The sequence below is a fragment of the Candidatus Moraniibacteriota bacterium genome, assembly GCA_026396275.1.
In the GTDB taxonomy this organism is placed as follows: domain Bacteria; phylum Patescibacteriota; class Minisyncoccia; order Moranbacterales; family JAPLXC01; genus JAPLXC01.
Genome location: JAPLXC010000007.1, coordinates 1 through 24274, shown reverse-complemented (window position 1 = coordinate 24274; position 24274 = coordinate 1). Strand labels below are relative to the sequence as shown.

23 protein-coding genes and 3 tRNA genes are annotated in these 24274 nt (G+C 43.1%); 25 read left to right on the top strand and 1 reads right to left on the bottom strand.

Annotated elements, in window-relative coordinates; translation table 11 throughout:
* Positions 1 to 84: 84 nt before the first annotated feature.
* Positions 85 to 822 (bottom strand): ComF family protein, encoded by a 738-nt coding sequence (locus NT136_02065; protein MCX6765724.1) that lies wholly within the window; start codon positions 820 to 822, stop codon positions 85 to 87.
* A 332-nt stretch (positions 823 to 1154) separates the two neighbouring features.
* Here NT136_02065 and pilM point away from each other — a divergent pair, with 332 nt between their 5' ends.
* From pilM to NT136_01940, 25 genes are all read left to right on the top strand, one after another.
* Positions 1155 to 2237: a type IV pilus assembly protein PilM gene (gene pilM / locus NT136_02060; GenBank protein MCX6765723.1), complete on the top strand. Its 1083-nt coding sequence runs from the start codon at positions 1155 to 1157 to the stop codon at positions 2235 to 2237.
* Positions 2238 to 2280: 43 nt separating this feature from the next.
* Positions 2281 to 2802, top strand: a complete 522-nt coding sequence (locus tag NT136_02055) for a hypothetical protein (protein ID MCX6765722.1) — start codon at positions 2281 to 2283, stop codon at positions 2800 to 2802.
* A 134-nt stretch (positions 2803 to 2936) separates the two neighbouring features.
* Positions 2937 to 3761, top strand: coding sequence for a hypothetical protein (locus NT136_02050; protein MCX6765721.1), 825 nt, complete (start codon positions 2937 to 2939; stop codon positions 3759 to 3761).
* Positions 3762 to 3774: 13 nt separating this feature from the next.
* The gene (locus NT136_02045; protein MCX6765720.1) at positions 3775 to 5478 is read left to right on the top strand and encodes a GspE/PulE family protein; all 1704 of its coding nucleotides are present in this window, start codon (positions 3775 to 3777) and stop codon (positions 5476 to 5478) included.
* Between the two features lie 163 nt (positions 5479 to 5641).
* A complete protein-coding gene (locus NT136_02040) occupies positions 5642 to 6016 on the top strand; it encodes a response regulator (GenBank protein MCX6765719.1) in 375 nt (124 codons plus the stop codon).
* An 82-nt stretch (positions 6017 to 6098) separates the two neighbouring features.
* Entirely contained in the window at positions 6099 to 7148 is a 1050-nt protein-coding gene (locus NT136_02035; GenBank protein MCX6765718.1) for a type IV pilus twitching motility protein PilT, read from the top strand.
* Positions 7149 to 7282: 134 nt separating this feature from the next.
* Positions 7283 to 8491: a type II secretion system F family protein gene (locus NT136_02030; GenBank protein MCX6765717.1), complete on the top strand. Its 1209-nt coding sequence runs from the start codon at positions 7283 to 7285 to the stop codon at positions 8489 to 8491.
* A 353-nt stretch (positions 8492 to 8844) separates the two neighbouring features.
* Positions 8845 to 9264, top strand: a complete 420-nt coding sequence (locus NT136_02025) for a prepilin-type N-terminal cleavage/methylation domain-containing protein (protein MCX6765716.1) — start codon at positions 8845 to 8847, stop codon at positions 9262 to 9264.
* Between the two features lie 225 nt (positions 9265 to 9489).
* The gene (locus tag NT136_02020; GenBank protein MCX6765715.1) at positions 9490 to 9891 is read left to right on the top strand and encodes a prepilin-type N-terminal cleavage/methylation domain-containing protein; all 402 of its coding nucleotides are present in this window, start codon (positions 9490 to 9492) and stop codon (positions 9889 to 9891) included.
* Between the two features lie 113 nt (positions 9892 to 10004).
* Positions 10005 to 10802 carry a prepilin peptidase gene (locus NT136_02015; protein MCX6765714.1) on the top strand — a complete coding sequence of 266 codons (798 nt, stop codon included), beginning with the start codon at positions 10005 to 10007 and terminating at the stop codon, positions 10800 to 10802.
* A 120-nt stretch (positions 10803 to 10922) separates the two neighbouring features.
* Positions 10923 to 11393 carry a prepilin-type N-terminal cleavage/methylation domain-containing protein gene (locus tag NT136_02010; protein ID MCX6765713.1) on the top strand — a complete coding sequence of 157 codons (471 nt, stop codon included), beginning with the start codon at positions 10923 to 10925 and terminating at the stop codon, positions 11391 to 11393.
* A gap of 59 nt (positions 11394 to 11452) precedes the next feature.
* A complete protein-coding gene (locus NT136_02005) occupies positions 11453 to 11983 on the top strand; it encodes a hypothetical protein (GenBank protein ID MCX6765712.1) in 531 nt (176 codons plus the stop codon).
* A 52-nt stretch (positions 11984 to 12035) separates the two neighbouring features.
* Positions 12036 to 12623, top strand: coding sequence for a type II secretion system protein (locus NT136_02000; protein MCX6765711.1), 588 nt, complete (start codon positions 12036 to 12038; stop codon positions 12621 to 12623).
* Between the two features lie 133 nt (positions 12624 to 12756).
* On the top strand, positions 12757 to 13638 hold the full coding sequence (locus NT136_01995; GenBank protein ID MCX6765710.1) for a hypothetical protein: 882 nt from the start codon (positions 12757 to 12759) through the stop codon (positions 13636 to 13638).
* A gap of 164 nt (positions 13639 to 13802) precedes the next feature.
* Positions 13803 to 16055 (top strand): NAD-dependent DNA ligase LigA, encoded by a 2253-nt coding sequence (gene ligA, locus NT136_01990; GenBank protein MCX6765709.1) that lies wholly within the window; start codon positions 13803 to 13805, stop codon positions 16053 to 16055.
* 103 nt (positions 16056 to 16158) lie between these two features.
* Positions 16159 to 16446, top strand: coding sequence for an Asp-tRNA(Asn)/Glu-tRNA(Gln) amidotransferase subunit GatC (gene gatC, locus NT136_01985; protein MCX6765708.1), 288 nt, complete (start codon positions 16159 to 16161; stop codon positions 16444 to 16446).
* 107 nt (positions 16447 to 16553) lie between these two features.
* On the top strand, positions 16554 to 18044 hold the full coding sequence (gene gatA / locus NT136_01980) for an Asp-tRNA(Asn)/Glu-tRNA(Gln) amidotransferase subunit GatA (protein ID MCX6765707.1): 1491 nt from the start codon (positions 16554 to 16556) through the stop codon (positions 18042 to 18044).
* Positions 18045 to 18123: 79 nt separating this feature from the next.
* Positions 18124 to 18636 carry a hypothetical protein gene (locus NT136_01975; protein ID MCX6765706.1) on the top strand — a complete coding sequence of 171 codons (513 nt, stop codon included), beginning with the start codon at positions 18124 to 18126 and terminating at the stop codon, positions 18634 to 18636.
* A 197-nt stretch (positions 18637 to 18833) separates the two neighbouring features.
* A tRNA-Met gene (locus tag NT136_01970) sits at positions 18834 to 18907 on the top strand.
* A gap of 362 nt (positions 18908 to 19269) precedes the next feature.
* Positions 19270 to 19343: transfer RNA gene (locus NT136_01965), tRNA-Met, on the top strand.
* A 189-nt stretch (positions 19344 to 19532) separates the two neighbouring features.
* A tRNA-Asp gene (locus NT136_01960) sits at positions 19533 to 19609 on the top strand.
* 174 nt (positions 19610 to 19783) lie between these two features.
* Positions 19784 to 20152 (top strand): hypothetical protein, encoded by a 369-nt coding sequence (locus NT136_01955; GenBank protein MCX6765705.1) that lies wholly within the window; start codon positions 19784 to 19786, stop codon positions 20150 to 20152.
* 108 nt (positions 20153 to 20260) lie between these two features.
* The gene (gene gyrB / locus NT136_01950) at positions 20261 to 22240 is read left to right on the top strand and encodes a DNA topoisomerase (ATP-hydrolyzing) subunit B (GenBank protein ID MCX6765704.1); all 1980 of its coding nucleotides are present in this window, start codon (positions 20261 to 20263) and stop codon (positions 22238 to 22240) included.
* Positions 22241 to 22681: 441 nt separating this feature from the next.
* Positions 22682 to 23680, top strand: coding sequence for a fibronectin type III domain-containing protein (locus NT136_01945; protein ID MCX6765703.1), 999 nt, complete (start codon positions 22682 to 22684; stop codon positions 23678 to 23680).
* Between the two features lie 60 nt (positions 23681 to 23740).
* A partial coding sequence (locus NT136_01940; protein ID MCX6765702.1) for a hypothetical protein occupies positions 23741 to 24274 on the top strand: 534 nt, incomplete at its 3' end.

Sequence of the window (24274 nt, the reverse complement as noted above, 5' to 3'; positions counted from 1 at the left end):
GGCCTTCAGGCAGCTTTCGGTGCGGGGTTCCGCGCTCCGAAAACTGAAAGGGCTAAAACCCCGACTGTAAGGTCGGGGCGCGCTTCACTTTTTTGAATATTCCTGTCTGGCAATCACAGTGGCGAAAACAACTTTTGCGCCGGCTTTTTTCAAAACGCTGGCACATTCAAAAAGAGTTGCTCCGGTGGTGGCGATGTCATCGACAAGCAGAATATGTTTACTCTCTAAAAATTTTTTTCCATACTCTTTTTTATTTATGCCGAAAGCATTTTCGATGTTCTTATTTCTTCGGGAATAGTTTTTTATTTTCATCTGGGGCGGAGTGTAGCGCTGGCGGACAATTAAATTATTGAAAACCGGAATGGCAAAACCCGGCGTTAAATTGGAACTTAAATAATCAGCCAGGAGTCCGGCCTGGTTGAATCCACGCCAGCGCAGGCGCCGCGGGTGAAGCGGAACCGGAACGATCATATCCGGAAGGGGAGACCCAGAATCTAAGATTGCCTGGATGAGAATTCTTCCCAGCGGAAGGGAGAGATTTTCTAGAAAATGATACTTGTAGTGATGGACCGCGGCGGCTACTAGCTTATTTTGATAAGAAGAAGCGACCAGCAGGCCGTCCAGCGAGGATTTTTTCCGGCAGGCAAAACACACCCGTCCTTCGGGAGTGGGAATTTTTTCGCACCAGGGACAAACCTGGTCGCGAAGCGACGGGATTTTAGAAAAGCATTCCTCGCATATCCACTCATCAGGTTTTCCGCAGGAGAGGCAGGAAACGGGAAATAAAGTGTCCAGAATGAATTTTTTTATCTTCGCCAGCATTTGATTTCAGTGTATTTTGTTGCTGGCAGGTGTCAATGATTAATCCCCACATATCTATCTGCCTTACTGACTCGCCTACCGGCGAGGTAGGCGCTTCAAGTTCTTTACCCCTAACCAATTCTTATAAAGACCCTTGGTAATCGATTACTAAAGCTGATAGGCGGCTTCGCCTTACGACTTTAAGTTACTTCAGGTCTTACCTGGAATTGGTGTAGGGGTGTACTGTGGATAACTAAAATATTTGATTGACTGGTCAAGATGTGGTATTATAAACTAAACAGGAAGAACAATTGCCTTTCTGTTTATGGCTGTTGAGCTAAAACAAAAACAGAATGTTTAATTTTTTTAGAAAGAATTATTTTTTAGGTATTGACTTCGGGACTTCGGCTGTCAAAATAGTTGAACTGACGCTCAAAAACCAGAAGGCGCACCTTGTTAATTACGGGTGGATTGAGCTCGGCTTATCCCTTGATAGCAATGGAAAAGAAGTAAAACTTCTCTCTTTTGATGATAAGCTGAAGATTCGCCTCAAAGATCTGGTTAAGCGGATGGAACTAAAGTCCAATTCGGCTTATGTTTCCATGCCGGGCTTTAGTGGGCTGGTCGTTCTTATTGATTTCCCGGCCATGAAGCGGGAAGAACTGGAAAAAGCCATCCAGTTCGAAGCCCACAAATACATTCCTACTCCTCTTAGTGAAATTTCTCTCGGGTGGGACTTTGTTTCTAAGGAAGAAGAAAACGAACTGCTGGGAAAGAAAAATCCCGCTCGAAAAGTCCAGGTTTTATTGGTAGCGGCTCCCAACAAAGAGGTAGCTCGCTATGAAAGCATCGTTCGCGGTACAGGGCTGGCTGTTAAAGCCATAGAACTCGAAACGTTTTCTCTGGCCCGATCCCTGGTAGGCGATGATTTGGGAACTTTCTTAATTATTGACATTGGCGCCCGGGCAACCAATATTATGCTGGTGGATAAGGGAATCGTCAAAGTTAACCGGAACATTGACGCCGGGGGCAATGAAGTTACTAACACGATTGCCGACAGCATAAATATCTCCAAGCAGCGGGCGGAGGCATTCAAGAAAGAAGGGAAGGATCTTTTAAACAGCAAGGAGTCGTCTATTATTATTCCAACGCTGGAGATGATTGCCAATGAATCACTGCGCATTATTTCCGCCTACCGCGAGAGAGGCAGAGACGCAAGAATAGACGGAGTTATTCTTTCAGGTGGATCGGCAAAACTGAAAGGTATTGATGAATATTTTTCTAAAACCTTGGAAATTCGTTCTTCGCTGGGCAATCCGTGGAAGAAAATTATTGTTAGTGAACAACTGTCTTCCGTAGTTAAAAAAATGGGAACATCCTATTCAGTGGCTCTGGGATTGGCTCTGCGAGGCATTGAGGAATATCAGCGAAGCTGAGAACTTTGATTTAGTCATAATTTTTAACAAATAAAACAAAACAATGACTGCTATTAATCTCTCTCAACCGATGCAGCAGGGAAAGGCGGGAGCGAGGAAAGTCGACCCCGTTGACAAAGGAATTTACATTTCCCTTGCTGTTTTAATCATTACTCTTCTAATTTTCGGAGCGCTCAAAGGCGCGACTATGTGGCTGAATTCAGAGACCAAGGTGGTCAATGAAAAAATTGCCGCCGGAGCAAGAAACCTAGAAGGAAAAGACGTAGACAGAATAGCCGATTTTCAGCAAAGGATGCTACAAATTGAAAAAAGCATCTCCTCCGAGGTAAATTCCAATGAAATGCTTAAGCAAACAAGCCAGTCAATGATTCAAGGGTCAGTTGTCCAATCGCTTAAAAGCACTTCCGGATCGCTAATTTTGGAAATTGCTTCTGATAATTTCCTTACCGCGGCGAAACAAGTATTGAGTTTCAAAAAGTCCGATTATTTCAACAATGTTAAAGTAACTGCCATCTCCCGAAGCAAAGAAGGAAAAGTTCTGATTACTTTGGGAATGAATTTTTAGCTGTAGGCATGATCAAAAGGGAAAAATGGTGACGCATTTTGCTAAGTTCATTAATTTTAATTTAAAAACCTCTTGATTTTAGTTTTAGGGAAGTAAAATCTCCCGGAAAACTAGTAATCGGGAAAAACAAAAAAATGCGAATCAAAATATTAATCTTTCCAGCCGCGCTGGCTCTGGCGATTGTTATTTTCATAGCCTACGCTTGGCCGGAACTAAACTCGGCACTGAAGGCAAAGCAGGAACTGGATGAAAGCAAGAAGGTTTTGGCGAGCATTAATGAAAAGAAAAATAACATAGAAAATCTAAAAAGCGCTCTTAGCCAGAATCAAGATAAAGAGAGTTTTGTACTTAGCTACCTTCCTCTGGCGAAAAGCGAGGAAAGAATTATTGACGGAATGAATTATTTGGCTTCTAATTCGGGATTGTCTTTGGTTAATTTATCCCTGAAGGAGGTCAAAGAAGAAGCGACAGAAATTCCAACTGGCTCAACGGCTGAATCGACCAGCAAAGAAGTTCTGTTTTCTGGGGCTCCGGAAAATAAGCCGGGGACGTCAGTAGGCCTGTTAGAAGGAAATAAGATTCGGATGATTAAAATCGAGGCAAATCTGGTAGGCAGTTACGAGAACATCAGGACATTTTTGGAAGAGGTCTATAAAATGGAAATGTTCCACAACCTCGCCTCCGTTTCAATTTCTTCTTCGGAAGAGGAAACAAGTCAGGCGACTCCTGGCGCCAAGCCGTCGGCCGCCGGCACTGGCCCGGGAATTTTGTCCTTGACAGCGGAAATTAACTTCGGGTATATGTCCGAAGTTCGCATCGGCAGGAATTATTCAGCGCCGATTTTTTCCCAATCATCATTCGATTTCGCTCCTTACCAAAAACTAACCAACCTTGTTTCGAAAAAAATTCCTGTTTTAGAAATCGGCGACCAAGGCAAAGCTAATCCTTTTCTTCCCTAAATTCTTCCGTCCAATGAATTTTTCCCAGCGCGTTGCTAAAAAAAATAACAAGAGACAGGCAGGCAGCAGCTTGCTTCAAGAAGGGTCAATAGAGGAAAGAGCTAAGGCCTTTGGAGTTTTGTTTTTGCCTGAAGCGCCGAATAAAATTGAAAAAAAAGTTATCAATTTAATTCCTGAAGACGTGGCGCGGGAACAGCATCTGGCAGCGTTTGAGAAGAAGGAGCGCCTGCTTAAAGTAGCCATGGTCAATCCCCAGGATATCGAAGCACTCAATATCCTGCGTTTCATTACCGAAAAAGAGAAGTTAGAGATAGAGATATATTTGATCTCCCTTCAAACATTTCAGGATATCATCGCCCAATATAGCAGCACGGAGAAAGCGGTTGAAGAAGTGATCCAATCGCTCAAAGAAGAAGTCGAGGACTTTCGATTAAAAAGGGAGCCAGTCGGAGGCCGAATTGAAGAAGTCATTCAAGATGCCCCGGTCTCAAAACTCGTCCAGGTAATTATCAATCACGCGATTGACGGACGGGCTAGTGACGTTCACATCGAACCAATGGATGAAAATTACCGCGTGCGCTTCCGGATGGACGGCGTGCTTCACTCCTCTCTGGTGTTGCCGAAAGAGGTTGGGAAAGTCATTGTGTCGCGAATCAAGATCCTTTCCAATTTAAAAATCGATGAAAGGAGAAAACCGCAAGACGGCCGCTTTAAAGTTAAGGAACAAGGGAGGACAATTGACTTCAGGGTCTCAACTCTTCCGGTCATCGACGGCGAGAAAGTGGTGATTCGAGTGCTGGACAGGGAAGAAGGACTGCTTGATTTCGGAGTGCTGGGACTGATCGGAAGAAATATGGAGATTTTAAACAAAAGAATCCGGGAGCCGTACGGAATTATTCTTATCACCGGCCCCACCGGCTCGGGAAAATCAACGACTCTTTACGCTTTTTTACAAGTGCTCAATCAGGAAGAAAGAAACATCATAACTCTGGAGGATCCCATAGAATACTACATCGAGGGAGTCAATCAAAGCCAGATAAAGCCGGAAATCGGCTATACCTTTGCCAGCGGCCTGCGTTCAATATTGCGCCAGGATCCCAACATTATCATGGTGGGAGAAATCAGAGATGGTGAAACAGCGGAGCTCGCCATTCACGCGGCTCTCACCGGGCACCTGGTTTTTTCCACTCTCCATACCAATAATTCAATTGGCGCCATACCCCGGCTGGTAGACATGGGAATTGAGCCCTTTCTTTTGTCGGCCTCTCTAAGCGTGGTGGCGGCTCAGCGGCTGGCAAGAAAAATCTGCCCCAACTGCAAGGAAGAAATTAGCGTTCCTCATGGAGTGGCAGAGCGCATTCGAAAAGAACTGGAAGAAATTCCTCCGGAAGAAGTCGCGAAATACGACCTGGATTTATCGCAAGGCATAAAATTTTATCAAGGGAAAGGATGCGATCTTTGCAACAACGTAGGACTGAAGGGAAGAATGGCTGTCTTTGAGGCGCTGGAGATAGATCAACGCCTTCAGGAGGTTATTTCCGAAGAGAAAGGCGGAGAAGCAGGAATCCGAAAAGAAGCCAAGAGACAAAAAATGATTACAATGAGACAAGATGGAATTCTCAAGGTTCTCAAGGGAATTACTACTTTGGCGGAAATGGAAAGAGTGACAGGAGGAAGTTTGACGGTGGGGGGAGATGTGGACGATGACCAGGGATAGCTCTTAAAAGTTCAAATTTCAAAGCTCAAATTATTCCAAATCAAATCTAAATTAAAATTCTTTAAATTTTGTCATTTAGACATTTGAACTTGATTTGGAATTTGAGTTTTGGAATTGGGATTTCTGACAATTTAGAAGTAATAATTTTGTTAAAAGCGAAAATATGGAGAAAAAGAAAACTATACTACTCGTGGAGGATGATGCTTTTGTTACGGATATATATCACACAAAACTGGAGCAAGAAGGGTTCGCAATTATGGTGGCGGAAAACGGCATGGAAGCCATAAAGCGGCTGGAGGAGCAACTGCCTGATCTTATTCTGCTGGATATTATTATGCCCTATATGGACGGCATAGAAGTTCTAAAAAAGATCAAGGAGAAGAAAGAATGGAAGAATATTCCCGTTATTCTTCTCACTAATCTCTCGGAAAAAGAAAAAGTCGAAGAAGGGCTGGGCATAGGAGCTTCCGATTATCTCATAAAATCGCATTTTACGCCCTCGGAAGTTGTGGGCAAAATCCGGTCACTGCTCAAGTGATTGTGGCGGAAGTCAAAGTTTGCTAAAATGAATTATAGAACAATCAAGAAAATACATGGATGCTCTCCACATTGAACAAAAAATGAAAAATTTACTGCGAATTGTGGCCCAGCAAAATGCTTCAGACCTTCATTTGGTAGTGGGAAGATACCCAACTATTCGCGTAGATGGAAAATTATATCCTTTGACGCAGGAGAGCATGTTGACAGCGGAAGACACCAAGGCGCTTTCCGATGTTATTTTAAACGGAGAAAATAAAAAGAAACTGATGGAAGACCATCAGGCCGACTTTTCCTATAATTTTGAGGACAAAGCCCGTTTTCGGACAAATGTTTTTTTTCAGAAAGGTTGCATTAGCATCGCCATGCGTCTGATTACCAGTAGAGTGAGAACCTTGGAAGAACTGAATATCCCCACCGCCCTTTATAATTTCGCGCAGTATTCTCAAGGACTCCTACTAGTTACCGGTCCGGTCGGTCACGGAAAATCAACGACTTTGGCGGCACTTATTGACAGCATCAATCACAACGAGGAAAAGCATATTATTACCATTGAAGATCCGATTGAGTACGTGTACGAACAGGACCGCTGCATTATCAATCAACGGGAAGTGGGAGAAGACGCGCGTTCCTTTCAGGACGCCCTGCGGGCGGTGTTCCGCGAAGACGCCAATGTCGTGCTGATTGGGGAAATGCGGGATCTTGACACTATCAGCACCGCTATGACGGCGGCCGAGACCGGACATCTTATCTTTGCGACACTTCACACTAATGACAGCGCCCAGACGGTAGATCGCATCATTGACGTTTTCCCCGCTCACCAGCAGAATCAAATCCGTTCGCAACTGGCCAATGTTCTTCTGGGAGTGGTTTCCCAGCGGCTCATTCCCCGCATTGGAGGAGGGCGCATTCCGGCGGTGGAGATTATGATTAAAAACCACGCGGTGGAAAATCTTGTTCGGGAAAATAAGACCTATCAAATTGACTCCGTGATTGAAACGAGCTTAGGGGAAGGGATGATATCGCTGGATAAATCGCTGGCGGACTTGGTTCACCAAGGACTGATTACCATTGATGACGCTCTCAAATTTTCAAAAAACAGAGAATATTTGCAGATGCTAATTAAGAAGTAAAATTAAAAATCAAAAATTAAAAATCAAAATTTTGGTGTCGCTCTACGACAATCTTTTAAAAGATTGTTTATAAGCGAAACGAATTCCCTAATTTTGCATTTTGCATTTTAATCTTTGATTTTAGCGAAGCACATATGAGATTTATTTTCAAAGCCAAAGATCAAACTGGAGCGGTTAAAAAAGGAACCATTGAATCAATCAGCGAGCAAGCCGCTGTCCAGGCGCTCCAAAAGAGCAATCTTGTTCCCATATTCGTTGAGCAGGAAAAAAGAACGCCTGCATTTATTAGGGAGATTCAAAGAATTTGGGAAGGAGTGAGCCAAAGAGAATTAGTTGTTTTTTTCCGGCAACTGGCTACCTTGATTGAAGCCAAAGTTCCTATTACCCAGTCACTGGCGGCCATTGAAGAACAGACCACCAATAAATTCCTGTGTCTCGTTATCCGGGAGATAACCGAAGATGTCCGGGAAGGAATGCCGTTTTCCGAGAGCTTGGAAAAACATCCGACGGCTTTTTCCCCTATCATGGTAAGTGTGGTCCGGGCAGGCGAGGTCTCCGGCAATCTTCAGCGAGCAATATCTTTTGTCGCTGACAACGCCGAAAAAAATTATCAACTGGTCTCTAAAATAAGGAGCGCTTTGCTCTATCCCTCCTTTGTGATTACCGTCGCTTTTATTATCGGTTTTCTGGTAATTACCGTTATTCTTCCCAAACTCACAGGAATCATCAAAGAACTGGACGTTGCCATTCCCTGGTACACCCGGGCAATTATATTCATTGGCGACTTTATGGCTAATTTCTGGTGGGCGGTGCTAATCGTAATAGTGGGACTCATTGGCGGGTTTTTGTATTATGTGAAGACCGAAGCGGGGAAGCGCGAGTGGGACCAGGTGAAAATAAAGCTGCCGATTTTGGGAAATTTCTTTCGCTCCATTTATTTGGCGAGATTTGCCGACAATCTTTCCTTGATGCTGACAGCAGGAATACCAATTGTACGGGCGCTCATTATCGTCAGTGAAGTGGTGGGAAACAGCGTCCATCAAAGTATCATTTTGCGCAGCGCTGACGAAGTAAAAACCGGAGGGCACATCAGCACGGTCTTTGCCAAATCATCCGATGTTCCTCCCATTGTTTCCCAAATGACGAAGATCGGCGAAGAGACCGGGAAATTGGGCGAAGTTCTCAAAAATGTCTCCTCCTTTTATGAGCAGGAAGTTGACAAAACCGCCCGCAACCTTTCCACGATGATTGAACCGATTTTGATTGTCATTTTGGGAATCGGAGTGGCGATTCTGGTGTTCGCGATACTGCTGCCTATCTATAACATAGCCGGAAAGTTGTGATAATTTCCAATTTCCAATTCTCAATTTATCCCGCCAGGTCGGGACCCCGCCAAGGCGGTAGCAATTAATTTACAATTTTCAAATTTTTTAATAATTGAAAATTAATCAAAATAACTGACTGTTTAAATATAGAAACTAAAAGTTAAAAAAATCTTTGTTAAGTCTTGAGGCAACATGAGCTAGCCCCGCCCCTTTTCCGAAGATAATTTACGGAAATTTATTACCATAAGCATGAAACGGCTTCGCCTGAACTTGAAATAAAAGTAGGACTATCTAAAGAAAAGGAGCGGGACGCTCAACTTTGTTGCAAAATCATAGATTTTGACAAAGTTGGCGAAAGGAGGTGAATTTTAATGGCAAAGAAAAAAGCGAAAAAGAAGAAAAAGGGCTTTACCTTGATTGAACTTTTGATTGTTATTGCGATCATCGGGATTCTGGCATCGATTGTGTTAGTGAGTTTGAATAGTGCGAGGAGTAAGGCTCGTGTAGCTGCTGTAAAGTCATCAATTTCTAGTATGGCTCCTGGGGCAATATTGTGTTGCGATCAGAGTGGTGCTGCCTTACAAACAGCTAAAAATGCTGATATCTGCAGTCCGTTAATTGGAGCAATTATACCCAACATTGCCGAGATTGGAACAATAACTGGAGGAGCTTGCGCTTCAAGTGGCGATTTTACAATGACGGTTGGAATTACGGGTACCGGCGTTACTGCTTGCGATGGAAATAATGCTACTATTACTCCAGCAGGAGTGGCTTTCCCGATCGGTTGCTAAAACAGTTGAAAACTTTTATGCTTGCTGTCCTGTTTCGGCGGGACGGCAAGCCCCGCGCCGATTTTAAAAAATGCCATAGGTTTTTCTATGCTTGATTTAAAGTTAGAATTGGCGCGGGGAAAGTAGATAAAGGATTCAATAAATTGACCTAATTTCTAATTAACCTAGTTGACCTAAAAATTTGGGATTTAGTTAATTGGGATTTTATTAGATCAATTAGAAATTATGAAGAAAGAAAAAGGATTCACTCTTATTGAACTAATGATCATCATCGCCATTATCGGGCTGTTGACGGCAATAATTTTGGCTCTTTGGGCATCCTCTGCCCAAAATAAGGCGGCGATAAACGGTTATAAAACTTCAATGGACAGCGTGCGGACAGCGGTGGAGATGTGCATTGGAAGCGGAGGAACAGCAGGAAGCGGGGCTCCTGGCACAGGAATAATTTGCAATTCCGGAAGTGAAAAATATCCCACTTTATCTGCTAAATGCGGGAGTATTACCCAATTTGTAATTGGTTCGGATTACTCGGGTTGGGCGGTAACAACAAACAACAACTGCCGGGACTGCCGGCTTATTTGCAATGTGGAAAAATGCTACGCTGCGTCGGGAACGGAATGCGATTAATTTTTTTATTCCTTATTGATTTATATTAACGAGTTAACGCATTAACGAGTTAAGATTTTTAGGATTAACCCGTTAACTCGCAAACCCATTAACTAGCTTAATAGATAATAGAAATGATAGTAATTTTTTTCATTCTCGGTCTCATTGTCGGCAGTTTCCTGAATGTAGTAATTTCAAGATTGCATACGGCGGAAACTATTTTGGGTCATTCCAAATGCCCGCATTGCGCGGCGCGGATCCGCTGGTACGACAATATTCCGCTTTTAAGTTTTACCATTCTCAAAATGCGCTGCCGGGACTGCGGGGAGAAAATTTCCTGGCAGTATCCATTAGTGGAGCTCTCCACCGGAATTATTTTTGCCGCCACTGGACTTTATTTCTTTTCAGCGTCCAGTCCCCAAAGTTGGCTTGAGACATTTTATCTTTTAATTGCTTTTTCACTGCTTTTGATTATTTTCGTATATGATTTGAAATTTATGGAAATTCCGATGATAGCCGTCTGGCTGGGAGTGGGACTAACGGTTAGTTATTATCTTCTGACTGACTGGCTAAACTTTAATGCCTCTTCTGATATATTTTCACTTAACATTTTCTCGGGACTCTTGGCCGGACTGGGAGCGTTCCTTTTCTTTTTTCTGCTGGCTTCTGTTTCCAAGGAAAGGTGGATGGGAATAGGAGACGCTTACGCGGCGCTGCTCGCTGGACTGATCATCAAGTGGCCAGCTATTCTAGTCGCATTAGTGATGGCTTTTACCATCGGGGCGATTTCAGGTATTATATTAATAGCGCTCAAGAAAAAAACTATGCAAAGCCAAGTGCCATTCGCGCCGTTTCTGGTGGCAGGAGTGTTCCTCACAATTTTTGTTCCAAAAATATTTCCGGCAATCAAGTATTGGTTTCTGTACTTTTAAAATCAAATATCAAAAATCAAAATGCAAAATGACAAATCAAAATTCAAAAATGATTTTAAAATTAGAAATAATTTTTGATTTTTAAATTGTAATTTTGATGTTTGATTTTTAATTTTTGATATGAATAATAGAGGTTTCACATTGCTAGAACTAATAATCGTTATCGCCATTATTGGCATTATGACGTCGGTGACGCTGGTTTATCTCGGGGATAGTCGGAAAGACAGAGAGCTGGAGGTGGCGGCGCGCGAAGTGGCGGCGGCGGTGCGGGAGGCGCAGAATAACGCTCTCACCGGAAAAAATGCCAGTTCAACCTGCAATTCTTACGTTTTCACTTATGGCGGCTCTAATTACAGCGTAAGCAATAATAGCGGATGCAGCAATCCTCCCATTCAGTATACTCTGAAGAACAAGGTAACATTTCAAAATTCAGGATCATTTTCTTTTTCCATTCCATTTGGAGTGCTTTCGCCCAATAATAATACTGTCATAACTCTGCAGAATCAAACAAGCACAACTATAAAAACTATCAATGTCTGCGTCTATCCTCCGGGGAGAGTGGAGGAAAAGAGAATTGGGGAGGGGTGCTAAACTACTAACCACTGACTGCTGATAACTAACCACCAGCCATTAACCACTAACAACTCGTTATGTTACGAAGTAGAAAAAAAGGTTTTTCCATAGGAGAAGTGATTATTTCGCTTTTTGTCATTACTGTCGGAATTGTGGCGGCGGTGGGGCTTATCGCCAAAAGCATCAGCCAGTCAATTGACAGCCGCAATGAGATTATCGCGGCGCAATTGGCACAGGAGGGAGCGGAACTCACGCGGAACTTGCGCGATAATTCCTTTATCGTTTATTCAGAGGACCCTTTCTACTGGCTAACAGATGGAAATAAGTGTATTGATGTTACAAAAGATACTTCAGCCACGGTTGATCCTAACCTTTCGTGCTCCGGAGGAAATTATGCCTTGAAATATGATACTAATGGAAGATATCAGTACGGAAGCGGGGATGCGACCCGCTTCTCAAGAAATGTTGCTATTGCTACCTCCGCGAGTCCTGCCGGAAAAAGAGTAACCAGCACGGTTTGGTGGAGTGGAGCAAATTCTCCACCGGCCTCCTGCACTACGGGAAATAAATGCGTTTCCGTCGAAGCGCTGCTTACCTCCTGGAAATAGGAAAACATAATTTCAAACGCGTTAATTTGGAAAAACAGAACAAACAGAACAAATGGAAAAGTCAGCGGACAAAAAAATGAATACCATCAGGGGGTTTACCCTTATAGAAGTCATCGTAGCGATGTTTGTTTTCGTCATAATAATGACTACTGTTTCCGGTATCTTCGGCCGGGCATTTCAAGGGTACCGCAGCGCCAAAGTCATCCAAAGAGATTTAGAAGCTGCCCAATACGCGATTAATTTAATAGCCAAGTCCTTGAGGACCAGCAGCGTGGCAAGTCCGATAGGACAAAACCTGACAACTTCTTCGGTTAGAATTTTTGATTATTCTCAAAATAAATGCATAAGATATGCTTTTAGTGGTACAGAAATTACCCTGGAATCAGCGGATGATCCGGGCGACAGCGCTCCAGACAAAATCGACTGGTGCACAACTACTTCGCTTAGCAGTCCGGCAAGTATTACCAGTGGAACGGTCACGGGAAATTTTTATTCCACTTCTTCCGACCCCACGATAGTTGGCAAAGTGACAATTGCTCTCAAAGTTTGCCCGGTAACCGGTTGCGACGGCAACCCGCGCGACGAAGCCAAAATTCAGACCAGCGTGTCGCTGCGGGATTACACGGAAACGGGGTTGTAAAACTAAAACACCTGCTATCTTAAAATGTTCTGCCATGTTATAATGAAACTAAACAACTAACTACTAAACAACTAACAACTAGGCAACTAAGAAACTAAACAACTAAGAAACACTAATTATTAAATAAAAAACTATGTTAAAAAAAATCAAACAAAAAATCTCCGGGTCGATTCTGGTTTTCACCCTCATCGTCCTCTTTATAATCCTGGCTACCGCCATCGGAATCGCTTCGGTAACGGTTATTGAAAGAAAGACCGCCGGAACGACGGGGAAATCCACCGCCGGCTTCCAGGTGGCTGACAGCGGGGCAGAGGTAATTTTGCAGAAGATTTACAAAGACGATTCCCTGACCGATCTTAACTCGCTGGCTGCTTCACTGGGAACAACCTGTTCCAATGGAACGATATCCGGTTCTATTTCTTCCGGCAAGGATTACACCGTGACGTTTTATGATGATGCCGATCCAGCCGTTATCGTGCCTTGCGGAGATCCGGTTTCCAATGTCGCTAAAATCAAATCCGTCGGCACCTACGCCGGAACTAGCCGGGCCATTGAGGTGGCGGTGGCGGCAGGTGGCCCTCCACCCACGGGGTCGGGAAGAGAGATGGTGGGTTTAGTTAGATTTAGTCAAGGAAGTCCTAAAATAAATACTGATATGGTTCTTCTGCGCGGAAATTGTTTTGGGTCAGACGCAAGCGACTTGAATTTTATCGGCGGCGCAAGTGGCGCAACCGACTATGGTAATGGCCACGAGACAGTTACTTGGTATACAGATACTGTCACTGGAGGGTCTAATAAATGCACTAGTTATTCCATAGGTACGGATGGAAAAACGAACTTTGAAGCTATTGTTGAAGGCAGGTGGTATTCTAACGGAGGGAGTTCTGGAAGATGGAGAGGAACAGTGAAATGCGTAAATGGAGTCGTAGATACAAATGTTAGCACGGGGACTTGGGGAGAAGGGAATAGTTTTACTGGTGGTAACACTTGGAAAGTCACAGACGGTAACTGCTAAGAATGAAATGATCTTAAAGCTGAACTTTAACGCGGTGGCGGTTTAAGCCACGCATTGCTCGGGTTGTCGAAACTTAGTTTCGACAAAAGGAAAATCCGATAAAAGGAAAATCCGAGGTTCAACCTCGGATTTTAATTTTGTCTTTCGGATGATATAATAAATCTATGAATGAAGCAAAAGGACAGGCTAAAGGACGGATCAAAAAACTGCGCCGAGAAATCGATCATCTTCGCTATCTTTATCATGTTCTCGATCGGCCGGATATTTCGGATGAGGTTTACGATTCACTAATGCGAGAATTGCGGGGTTTGGAAGAGAAGCACCCGGAGCTTAAGAGTCCTGATTCTCCTAGTCAGAGAATCGGCGGTGAGCCCTTGGAAAAATTTGAGAAAGTGCGCCATCACGTACGCCAGTGGTCGCTGGATGATGCGTTCAGTTTTGAAGAATTGAAGAAGTGGGAGGAAAAAGTAAAGAGGATTTTGACTAAACAACTTACAACTAACCTGCCTCGCTGGCAGGCAGGCAACTTACAACAAAAAGAGGTTCGACCTCTCTCAACCAAAACGGCTCAAAGAGGTCGAACCTCTATCGACCTAGATTATTGCGCGGAAATAAAAATTGACGGGCTGAAGATAGTTCTAACTTATGAGAACGGATTATTTGTTCTAGGAGCGACGCGGGGAGATGGCGTTACCGGTGAAAATGTGACTGAACAACTCAAAACCATTCATAGTATTCCGCTACGGCTGAATTATCCTGTTGATATTGTTGTTGTCGGCGAAGCATGGCTCAAAAAAAGCGAGCTGGATAAAATCAACAAGGAAAGAAAAAGAAAAGGACTCTCGCTTTTTGCCAATTCGCGAAACGCTGCGGCAGGATCCATCCGGCAGCTGGATCCGAAAGTGACGGCCAGTAGAAAATTAGATTCGTATGTCTACGACATAGATTATTTGGCGGCGGGGTCGCCAAGTCCAGGAAAGGGAGAGGTTCGGCCTCCCTCAACCAAAATTGTCCAAGGAGGCCGAACCTCTTATGATTTGGAGGTTCAACCTCCAAAAACACAAATTGAGGAACTTGAATTACTTAAAGAACTGGGATTTAAAGTTAATCCGAATTATAAACTCTGCAAAAATTTGGACGAGGTTGAAAGATTTTACAAATTCTGGGAAGACAAGCGCAATGCCCAGCCATACGGAATCGATGGCGTAGTGATTAAGATAAATAGCAATAAACTGCAGGACGCACTGGGCTACACCGGAAAATCTCCCCGCTGGGCGATTGCCTATAAATTCATCCCGGAAAAAGTGACGACAATCGTGGAGGATATTAAAGTCCAGGTCGGGCGAACGGGAGCACTCACGCCGGTGGCGCATCTTCGCCCGGTAAAAGTCGCCGGCTCGACAGTTTCACGGGCGACGCTTCACAATGAAGACGAAATTCGGCGCTTAGACGTACGAGTTGGTGATACAGTGGTAATTCACAAAGCCGGAGATGTTATTCCGGAAGTAGTGGAAGTGCTGAAAAACTTGCGTACCGGGAAAGAAAAAGTTTTCCATATGCCCAAGCGTTGCCCTATTTGCGGTGGGCCGGTAAAGAGAGAAATAATTGGTACCAAGAGCGGGGAGAAAAGCGCAGCCCATTATTGCCTTAATAAAAATTGTTATGCCATTGAGCGGGAAAGAATAATTCATTTCGTCAGCAAAAAAGGGTTTAATATAGAAGGACTGGGAGAAAAAATTGTTGAGCAGCTAATAAACGAGGGATTAATTTCCAGTTTTTCCGATATTTTCGAACTCACAACAGGGGATTTAGAACCGCTGGAACGATTCGCTGAAAAATCGGCGCAGAATCTGATTGAGGCAATTGAGAAAAGCAAACGCATTGAATTTTCGAAATTCTTGTACGCTTTAGGCATCCGCCATGTTGGCGAGGAAACCTCTGTTTTAATTGGGCGAAATTTGCCAAAGGTGATCGGGGAAATTAGGGAGATTAGGAAAATAAGGGATATTATTAAATATTTTCCTAAAATAACTTTTGAGGACTGGCTGAAAATTAAAGGCATCGGGGAGAAGTCAGCGAGAAGCATAGTTTCCTGGTTTGGCGATAAAAACAATTTAAAGCTTCTGGAAAAAATGGAAAAATTGGGAGTGGAGGTTATTGCGCCAGATACTAAACAACCTGCTACTCACAACAAACTACGAGGTTTGATATTCGTGCTGACCGGGGAGCTGGAAAATTTTACAAGAGACGAGGTAAAAGATATGATAAGAAAAGAAGGAGGGGATGTGTCTTCGTCGATTAGCAGGAAAACGGATTATGTCGTGGCCGGGAAAAATCCGGGATCAAAGTTTGATAAAGCGAAGAAATTGAGAGTGAAGATTATTAGGGAGGAAGAATTTAGAAAAATAGTGAGCTAGTCTTTACGAATTACTAATTCTATATAAATATACCAATTTTTATAAATTTATTAGTATATTAGTAAGTGATTAGTAATTAGTAAAGAAAAACTATTATAAGTATATGCTAACAAAGGATGAAGTCCAACATATCGCTGCTCTTGCTCGTATAGGAATAACTGACAAAGAAACCGAAAAATACCAAAAAGATCTTTCGGCGATTTTGGATTATTTCAAGGAACTTCAGAAATTAGGTACGGAAGGCATTGAGCCAATCAGCCATATCACGGGCCGGTTTAATGTTTTGCGGGAAGATGAAGTGGAAGATTTTGGCGATTTGGGGAAAGAAGCGATTATGAAAAACGCGCCAGAGACGAAGAAGGGATTTGTGAAAGTGAAAAGCGTTTTGTAGCCTTTACGAATTACGAATCGATTACGAATATACTAATGCGTAAAAGTAGCATCGGTTAAAAAATATTCATATATTCGTACGAAATTAGTAATTAGTAAACAGAGAAGATGATCAAAGAACTCCATAACAAATTAATATCCGGTGAGATTACTTCAGTAAAATTAACTGAACAGTATTTCAACGCGATTGAAAAGAAAGACAAAGAGATCGGCGCCTACCTGACTTTAACGGAGCAGTTGGCTCTAAAGCAGGCGGAGTTGGTGGATGAAAAGATTAAAAAAGGAGAAAAAATTGACCTTCTGGCCGGAATACCTTGCGCCGTGAAAGACAACATCTGCGTTGACGGAGCACGGGCGACGGCGGGATCAAAAATACTGGATAATTACATTGCTCCTTATGACGCGTCAGTAATAAAAAATATCAAGGAAGCCGACGCTGTGATACTCGGTAAAACAAATTTAGATGAGTTTGCCATGGGTTCTTCCACGGAAAACAGCGCTTATAAAAAAACGAAAAATCCTATCGATCCCGAAAGAGTTCCCGGCGGATCTTCCGGAGGGTCAGCGACAGCCGTAGCGGGAGAATTGGCGGCTTGGGCGCTGGGCTCGGATACCGGCGGATCAATTCGCCAGCCGGCGTCTTTTTGCGGAGTGGTGGGACTGAATCCAAACTATGTCCGGGTTTCCCGATACGTACTCATTGCTATGGCTTCCAGCTTGGATCAGATCGGGCCGATTGCCCGGTCGGTGGAAGACGCGGCGATTATTCTTTCCCGAATTTCCGGATTTGACGGAAAGGACGCCACTTCAGCGCAGAGCGGAGAAAAGCCATACGAGGATTATCTTACTGGCGGTATTAAGGGCCTAAAAATCGGAATTCCTCGTGAGTATTTAGAAGGACTGGACGGCAGAATTCAGGAGAGATTTGACGAAACAGTGGCGAAATTTAAAGAACTTGGAGCAGAGATCAGGGAAATCAATCTTCCCCACAGCCAATATTCCTTGCCGACTTATTATATTATTATGCCTTCAGAAGTCAGTTCCAATCTGGCCCGGTTTGACGGGATAAAATATGGGATGCGAATAGATGACCGCGTAAAATCCGGCGACACACCGGATCACGCGGCAAGCGCATTGCTGGAAACATATTTAGATACCAGAAAATATGGTTTTGGGGAAGAAGTGAAAAGAAGGATAATGCTAGGGACTTACGCGCTTTCCGCTGGCTACTATGACGCTTATTATAAAAAAGCCCAGAGGGTCCGGGCGCTCATTAAAAAGGATTTTGAGGATGCATTTTTGGAAGTTGATTTAATTTTTTCTCCCACTACTCCAGAGACGGCCTTCAAGTTCGGGGAAAAAACCGACGATCCTCTGAAAATGTATCTTTCTGATATTTACACGGTAACGGCCAATTTAGCCGGCGTGCCGGCGATTTCATTTCCCATCGGGACGATTAGCAAAGAGGGAAAAGAATTGCCACTGGGCGGACAGCTGATGGGAAAATGGTTTGACGAAGAAAATGTTTTAAACGCGGCATATGCGTATGAAGTTCGCGAATCATTATTTATTAAATCAGTTAACGAGTTCACGGGTTGAAAATCTAACTCGTTAACGCGTTAACCCGTTAATAAATTAATAAAGAATTATAATACTGATTTAACTTTTAACTAATTTTATGGATTTATTAAGCCAAATAGGGTTATACGCAATAAATTTTTACCACTCCGCCTTTTTTGTTGTGATAAAATTTATTCTGGGCGTCTATGTAGCGGTGCTGGTTATTGATATTGTGCTTATTATGATACTCAAGGGATTCGGGGCGGATGTGCGGACGATGCTCAAAGGAATGGATTTTCCAGCCGTTCCGAAAAGCCAGATGCGTAAAAAATGGGCTAAAATCAGAAAACGGCTGGAAAGCGACAATGTTTCCCAGTATAAAGTGGCAATAATAGAAGCCGACAGTATCGCGGATAAAATTCTGGCGGGCATTGGCTTCAGAGGGAAAAATATGACTGAACGATTGGAAGCAGCCACGCCGGCTCAATTAGACAACCTGGAGGATATCCGCCATGCTCATCAGATTCGCAATCGAGTCATCCAGGAAGCGAGTTTCTCCATAGACAAGGAAACAGCCGAGCAAGTTATTGAGGTTTATGAAAAATTGCTGAAGAATCTGGAGCTTTTGTAAAAACTGTACTCATTTTGTACTTACTATTGACAAAGGTTTTAAAATCTGCTATATTAGGGAGCGTTATCTCCCATTAATTTTTTTAGACAAATTTTACGCAGCGGGATGGAGTCACGTAAAGCTTCGCCACGTGACTGGTAGTGTTGTGATATAGTTAGCAGCTTTAAGCTGCGTGGTGAGCGAAGCGAATTTTACGCAGCGGGATGGAGCAGTCTGGCAGCTCGCGTGGCTCATAACCACGAGGTCGCAGGTTCAAATCCTGCTCCCGCAACACTTCGACTCGTCCGATGCAATATCGGACTCACTCAGTGCAAGCAAATCTGGCGCCCATAAAAATGCATGAAAGTCCCGTAGCGACGGGATTTTTATGTTGACCCCGCCACTAACTTTGCTTTTGTTAATATAATCAAGTTTTAATTTTATACCAGTGTCCTAAATTCCGGCGGCGCTTGGCCCGAATAGGGCCGGGCTATTCGCCCGCAGCGCCGCCAATTAACAATCGGCAAAGTTAATGCGGGGTTGATATATAGTAATTTTAGCTGTAAAATGCCAGGGTAGCTCCCCGTAAAATTCCTTTGGAATTCACGGGGCAGGCAATTGGTTTATACAGGATTCACCCCGCACCAATTATGCGGCAGGGTAGCTCAGTTGGTTAGAGCAACGGAATCATAATCCGTGGGTCGTGGGTCCGAGTCCCACCCCTGCTACTCGGTTAAAATTTTCCGGACTCGTAGTGTAGTGGCCTAACCCCGAAAAAATCCTCGCAGGGCTCGGATTCACGGGGCAGGCACGTCTCCCTTTAATAACCAGTAATTCCCTGCTTGCCCCGCTTAAAGCGGATCGTTAGTGTAGCGGCCTATCACGCCTCCCTGCCTCGCCCCCGCACCAAAAATAATGGACCTGTAGTGTAGTGGTCTAACACGTCTCCCTGTCACGGAGAAGATCGCCGGTTCGAATCCGGTCAGGTCCGCCACAAAAATCCATTTTAAATTGACTGTTCAAAGTTTTTAGTGAAAATGAGTAAATAGTTGCTAACAAGTGGCTCTCTCGAGCCATTTTTTTAGTGTTTTTTTCCTTGCCAAAAAGCAGAAATTGCGCTACAATAAGGGAGTAATTAGAATCTAAACAAAAAGAAAAAAAACTTATTATGACGCTTAAACTCTACCTCTGGGGAATGAGAGTAAGTGTTTTTTTGTCTCTTCTGGCCTGGGGAGCGGTGGTCTGCTTTATTGATCCGGAGAAGACGGGAATTTTCGGACAAGTTCTCTTTTATCTAACTTTATTCCTTTCGCTTTCCGGCACATTTATTCTGTTTTTGACCTGGGCGAGGAGAAAAGCCAGAGGAGGCGAAATTGCTTTTGTCCATCTCGGGATAAGTTTTCGTCAAGGGCTGCTTTTAGGACTTCTAGCTGTTCTGCTTCTTGTCCTTCAGCACTTTCAGGTACTTACCTGGTGGGATGGACTTTTGGTTATCGCGGGAATTTTCTTGGTGGAGTTGTATTTTTTGTCTCGATAAGTTGCCCTCAATTTATTAACGAGTTCATGTATTAACGAGTTAAAAAATAATCTGCTAACTCGCGAATTCATTAACTAGGCAATAATTAATAATATGTCAGAAGAAAAAATTGAAAAGAAAAAAAGCGAATATGGCGCTAAGTCCATTCAGGTTCTTCAGGGACTGGAACCGGTAAGAAAGCGTCCCGGTATGTATATCGGAGGGACTTCCCTTGAGGGTCTTCATCATTTGGTTTGGGAGGTAGTTAATAACTCCATTGACGAGGCCATGGCCGGTTTTTGCAAGAATATTGCAGTGCGGCTACTTCCTGACGATATTGTGGAAGTGACTGATGATGGGCGAGGAATTCCGGTGGAAAAACATCCCCAAACGAAAAAATCAGCTCTAGAAACAGTGATGACAATGCTTCATGCCGGAGGAAAATTCGGCGGGGAAGGGTATAAGGTCTCCGGAGGACTTCACGGAGTGGGTGTTTCAGTGGTTAACGCTCTTTCAGTGTGGACAAAAACGGAAGTTCACCGAGATGGCAAAATCTGGGTTCAAGAGTATCAAAGAGGAAAACCGCTGGGGGCAGTGAAAGCCAAAGGGAAGACAAAAAGGATCGGCACTACCATTTCCTTCCAGCCGGATCCCAAGATTTTTTCGGAAATTCAGTTTGACTGGGATAAAATTGCTGAATATCTGCGCCAGCAGGCCTATCTCACCAAAGGAGTAAAAATTACCTTGGAAGACAGAAGGGAAATAAGAAAAAAGGAAGATGAATATAAAATCAGAAAACTGGGCCTTTATTTTGACGGAGGAATCGTTTCCTTTGTTAAATTTCTCAACAGAGAAAAGGAGATAAAGAACGAAATGCCCGTTTATATTGAAAAGACAGCCAACGGCATATATGTAGAAATTTCCCTTCAGTATACTGACGGATACAAGGAGCATATATACTCTTTTGCTAACAATATTCATACGATAGAAGGAGGAATGCATCTCACTGGTTTTAAAGCCGCACTGACCCGGGCACTTAATGATTATGCACGCAAAAACAATTTCCTGAAAGAAAAAGACGATAGCTTTACCGCTGATGATGTGAAAGAAGGACTGACAGCAGTAATTAGTGTGAAGTTGCGCGATCCGCAGTTTGAAGGGCAGACAAAATCAAAATTAGGAAACAGCGAAGCCAGAGGAGCTGTCGCCAGCGTCACCGCCGAAGGTTTAAATGAATTTTTGGAAAAACATCCGCATAACGCAAAAGCGATTATTGAAAAATGTTTGCTGACGGCGCGCGCCCGCATTGCGGCGCGGGCAGCGAAAGAAGCAGTGCTTCGCAAAGGAGCGCTTGAAGGAATGACGCTTCCTGGAAAATTAGCGGATTGCACGACGCGCGATCCGAATATTTCTGAACTGTACATCGTGGAAGGGGACAGCGCCGGAGGTAGTGCCAAGCAGGGACGCGATCGCCAGTTCCAAGCGATTCTGCCGCTTCGCGGAAAATTAGTAAATGTTGAAAAAACAAGTTTAGAAAGAGTGGTAAAGTCAGATACGCTCAAGCCAATTATCATTGCCCTGGGGACAGGAGTAGGGGAAAATTTTGATTTAAAAAGATTGCGTTACGGAAAAATCATTATTATGGCCGATGCCGATGTGGATGGTTCTCATATCCGAACACTGCTGCTCACTTTTTTTTACCGATACTTTGAGGACTTGATTAATGAAGGCCATGTTTATATTGCCCAGCCGCCACTATATAGAATTTCCGGCAAAGGCGGACCTGCCCAATTAGATAAATTTAAAAAAGGTAGCGGGCAAAAAGGAGTGTATTATGTATTTACCGAACAGGAAAAAGACGAGATTGTGAAGTTGATAGGAAATGAGAATATTGTTAACATCCAGCGCTATAAAGGTTTAGGAGAAATGAATCCGGAACAACTTTGGGAAACAACAATGAATCCGGCCTCAAGAGTAATGCTGCAAGTCAAGATAGAAAACGCGGAGGAAGCCGATAGAGTGTTTAATGTTTTGATGGGAAGCGACGTTGAACCAAGAAAAAGGTTCATCCAGACGCACGCAAAAAATGTGAAAAACCTGGATGTTTAGAATAATGTAAAAAAGAAAAATAACTCCGCAGGCCAACGCGGAGTTATTTTTTTGTGCCAATGATAAAATTTTCCAAGCCCTATTTTTGTTAAAACAATAAAACCAAAGCAAATTGTCCGACAAATATTGCAAGTTTAGCGAAAATTGCTCTTGACAGAAAATTATGGCGTTTTTCTTGAAAAACCGAAACGGAAAAAGTAAAAGGAAAATAAAAATGCCTAGAAAACAGAATTATTTGGACTTTTTGACAAAAAGGACCTAATTTGCTAAATCGGAGGGTTTTTTCATGAAAAGCGCCCTTTTTGGATAACCTAAAAAAGGCGTTTTTTTTGTTGAATTGAGCATCTGTAATCTATATAATTTAGTAAAAGGGAAAATAATCAAATTTCATTTGATTTTCATCTAAAATAAAACAAATATTTGATATCAAATATACAAGAAATGAGACAAAAAAACAGCAAAAATTTGCCGGGAGAAAAAGAGGAAAAATTCATACCTCTATCTGAAGCATCCAAGATCATCGGGTATACCCCTGAATATCTAAACTCTTTGGCTAGAAAGAAAGTTCTAAAGGCGAAAAAGCTTGGTCGGAACTGGTACACAACCGAGAAATGGATAAAGGATTTTTTAACGTTTTACAAATCGGGGGACAAAACAAGAAAGAGAGAAATTGTGTTAACTCCGGCTGTTCAGTATCCCGACTTTCGTCCGTTTAAGGAAGTTGGAAAAAAAGGACCAAAAAAGAAAGAAATTGAGGAAATTGAGGAAGATAAAATTCAAAAAGCCGGATGGCCGAAAAAATTATTTTTCTTTTCGTCGGTAATGGCGGCGGCCTTAGTAATTTTCATCTCCGCTTCTTTTGTGAGGTACAATTTTATAAAAAAATACATAGACGAAACCGAATTTTTGGAAACTTTAGAGAGTTACAAAATCGCGGAGGAAAAGAAAGGAGTAATAAAAGGCGAGGAGACAATTGGGGGAGAAACAGAAATTCCCAAAGGCATCGTGCTGGCCAGTGAAAATTTTAAGGCGAAGCAAGTTAGGTTCGGCGGCGAAGTGGCGGTTTTGAGCGAGGAGGATGTCCCGCTGGAAATTACAGAGATGAAAAGCGAAGCGTTCCTGAATAAAAAACAGGATGAAGCAAAACTTGTTATTTTATGGAAGACAAATAAACTTTCCGTCTCCGAAGTTGAATATGCGAAGAATAACGGGCAGAATCCAAAAACGATACAAGAAAGTTCGTACGGATTTAATCATAGTATCGTGATACCGAGTCTTGATCCGGCCACCGCGTATGTATATTCCGTTAAGTCAAAAGACCGGTGGGGTAATGAAATAGTATCTGATTACTTCGCAGCTTACACCGGATCGAGAATCATTTCCATCTTTGAACTTATTTCCAAAGCGCTGGAAGAAGTTTTTGGCTGGGCACTGAAATAAATTGACCTAATTGATTTAATTCCTAATTGACCTAAAAAATTTCAGCGTCCGAAAACAAAAATGGCAACCAAAAATAAAATTCTAATACTGATTACAACCATAGCGACAATCTACGGAGTTGTGGCGTTGGGTTTTAATTTCACGGTTGCCCAAGAACCAAGGAGTATTGACGTGTCGGCTTACATTGTCAATAGCCAAAACGAAGCGGTGCCTAATGGTGAATACGATGTAAGATTTGCTTTTTATACCATTGACCGGGAAATATCTGATCCTTATCCTTCCGACACTGATGCCGGCCGGAAAATTTGGGAAGAAACCCAGAAAGTTTATGTTCACGACGGAATCCTCAATGCTTATCTCGGAACAGTTGTTCCTTTTCCCGAATCAATTACTTTTCACGGATCCACTTTAAGCAATTATTATCTGGGAATCCGCATCGGCACTGACAGCGAAATGGTTCCCCGGAAAAGAGTAGGATCGGTTCCCTCGGCAATAAACTCTTATTTCCTGCGAGGGGCAACACTGGGCACGCGAGAGGGAGATATTATTCAGCTGGGAAAAGGAGGAAAAATAAATATCAAGCAACTTCCGACC

Coding starts and splice junctions, on each gene's coding strand:
- NT136_02065 (MCX6765724.1), bottom strand. CDS start 822: ATGCTGGCGAAGATAAAAAAATTCATTCTGGACACTTTATTTCCCGTT.
- pilM (MCX6765723.1), top strand. CDS start 1,155: ATGTTTAATTTTTTTAGAAAGAATTATTTTTTAGGTATTGACTTCGGG.
- NT136_02055 (MCX6765722.1), top strand. CDS start 2,281: ATGACTGCTATTAATCTCTCTCAACCGATGCAGCAGGGAAAGGCGGGA.
- NT136_02050 (MCX6765721.1), top strand. CDS start 2,937: ATGCGAATCAAAATATTAATCTTTCCAGCCGCGCTGGCTCTGGCGATT.
- NT136_02045 (MCX6765720.1), top strand. CDS start 3,775: ATGAATTTTTCCCAGCGCGTTGCTAAAAAAAATAACAAGAGACAGGCA.
- NT136_02040 (MCX6765719.1), top strand. CDS start 5,642: ATGGAGAAAAAGAAAACTATACTACTCGTGGAGGATGATGCTTTTGTT.
- NT136_02035 (MCX6765718.1), top strand. CDS start 6,099: ATGAAAAATTTACTGCGAATTGTGGCCCAGCAAAATGCTTCAGACCTT.
- NT136_02030 (MCX6765717.1), top strand. CDS start 7,283: ATGAGATTTATTTTCAAAGCCAAAGATCAAACTGGAGCGGTTAAAAAA.
- NT136_02025 (MCX6765716.1), top strand. CDS start 8,845: ATGGCAAAGAAAAAAGCGAAAAAGAAGAAAAAGGGCTTTACCTTGATT.
- NT136_02020 (MCX6765715.1), top strand. CDS start 9,490: ATGAAGAAAGAAAAAGGATTCACTCTTATTGAACTAATGATCATCATC.
- NT136_02015 (MCX6765714.1), top strand. CDS start 10,005: ATGATAGTAATTTTTTTCATTCTCGGTCTCATTGTCGGCAGTTTCCTG.
- NT136_02010 (MCX6765713.1), top strand. CDS start 10,923: ATGAATAATAGAGGTTTCACATTGCTAGAACTAATAATCGTTATCGCC.
- NT136_02005 (MCX6765712.1), top strand. CDS start 11,453: ATGTTACGAAGTAGAAAAAAAGGTTTTTCCATAGGAGAAGTGATTATT.
- NT136_02000 (MCX6765711.1), top strand. CDS start 12,036: ATGGAAAAGTCAGCGGACAAAAAAATGAATACCATCAGGGGGTTTACC.
- NT136_01995 (MCX6765710.1), top strand. CDS start 12,757: ATGTTAAAAAAAATCAAACAAAAAATCTCCGGGTCGATTCTGGTTTTC.
- ligA (MCX6765709.1), top strand. CDS start 13,803: ATGAATGAAGCAAAAGGACAGGCTAAAGGACGGATCAAAAAACTGCGC.
- gatC (MCX6765708.1), top strand. CDS start 16,159: ATGCTAACAAAGGATGAAGTCCAACATATCGCTGCTCTTGCTCGTATA.
- gatA (MCX6765707.1), top strand. CDS start 16,554: ATGATCAAAGAACTCCATAACAAATTAATATCCGGTGAGATTACTTCA.
- NT136_01975 (MCX6765706.1), top strand. CDS start 18,124: ATGGATTTATTAAGCCAAATAGGGTTATACGCAATAAATTTTTACCAC.
- NT136_01955 (MCX6765705.1), top strand. CDS start 19,784: ATGACGCTTAAACTCTACCTCTGGGGAATGAGAGTAAGTGTTTTTTTG.
- NT136_01945 (MCX6765703.1), top strand. CDS start 22,682: ATGAGACAAAAAAACAGCAAAAATTTGCCGGGAGAAAAAGAGGAAAAA.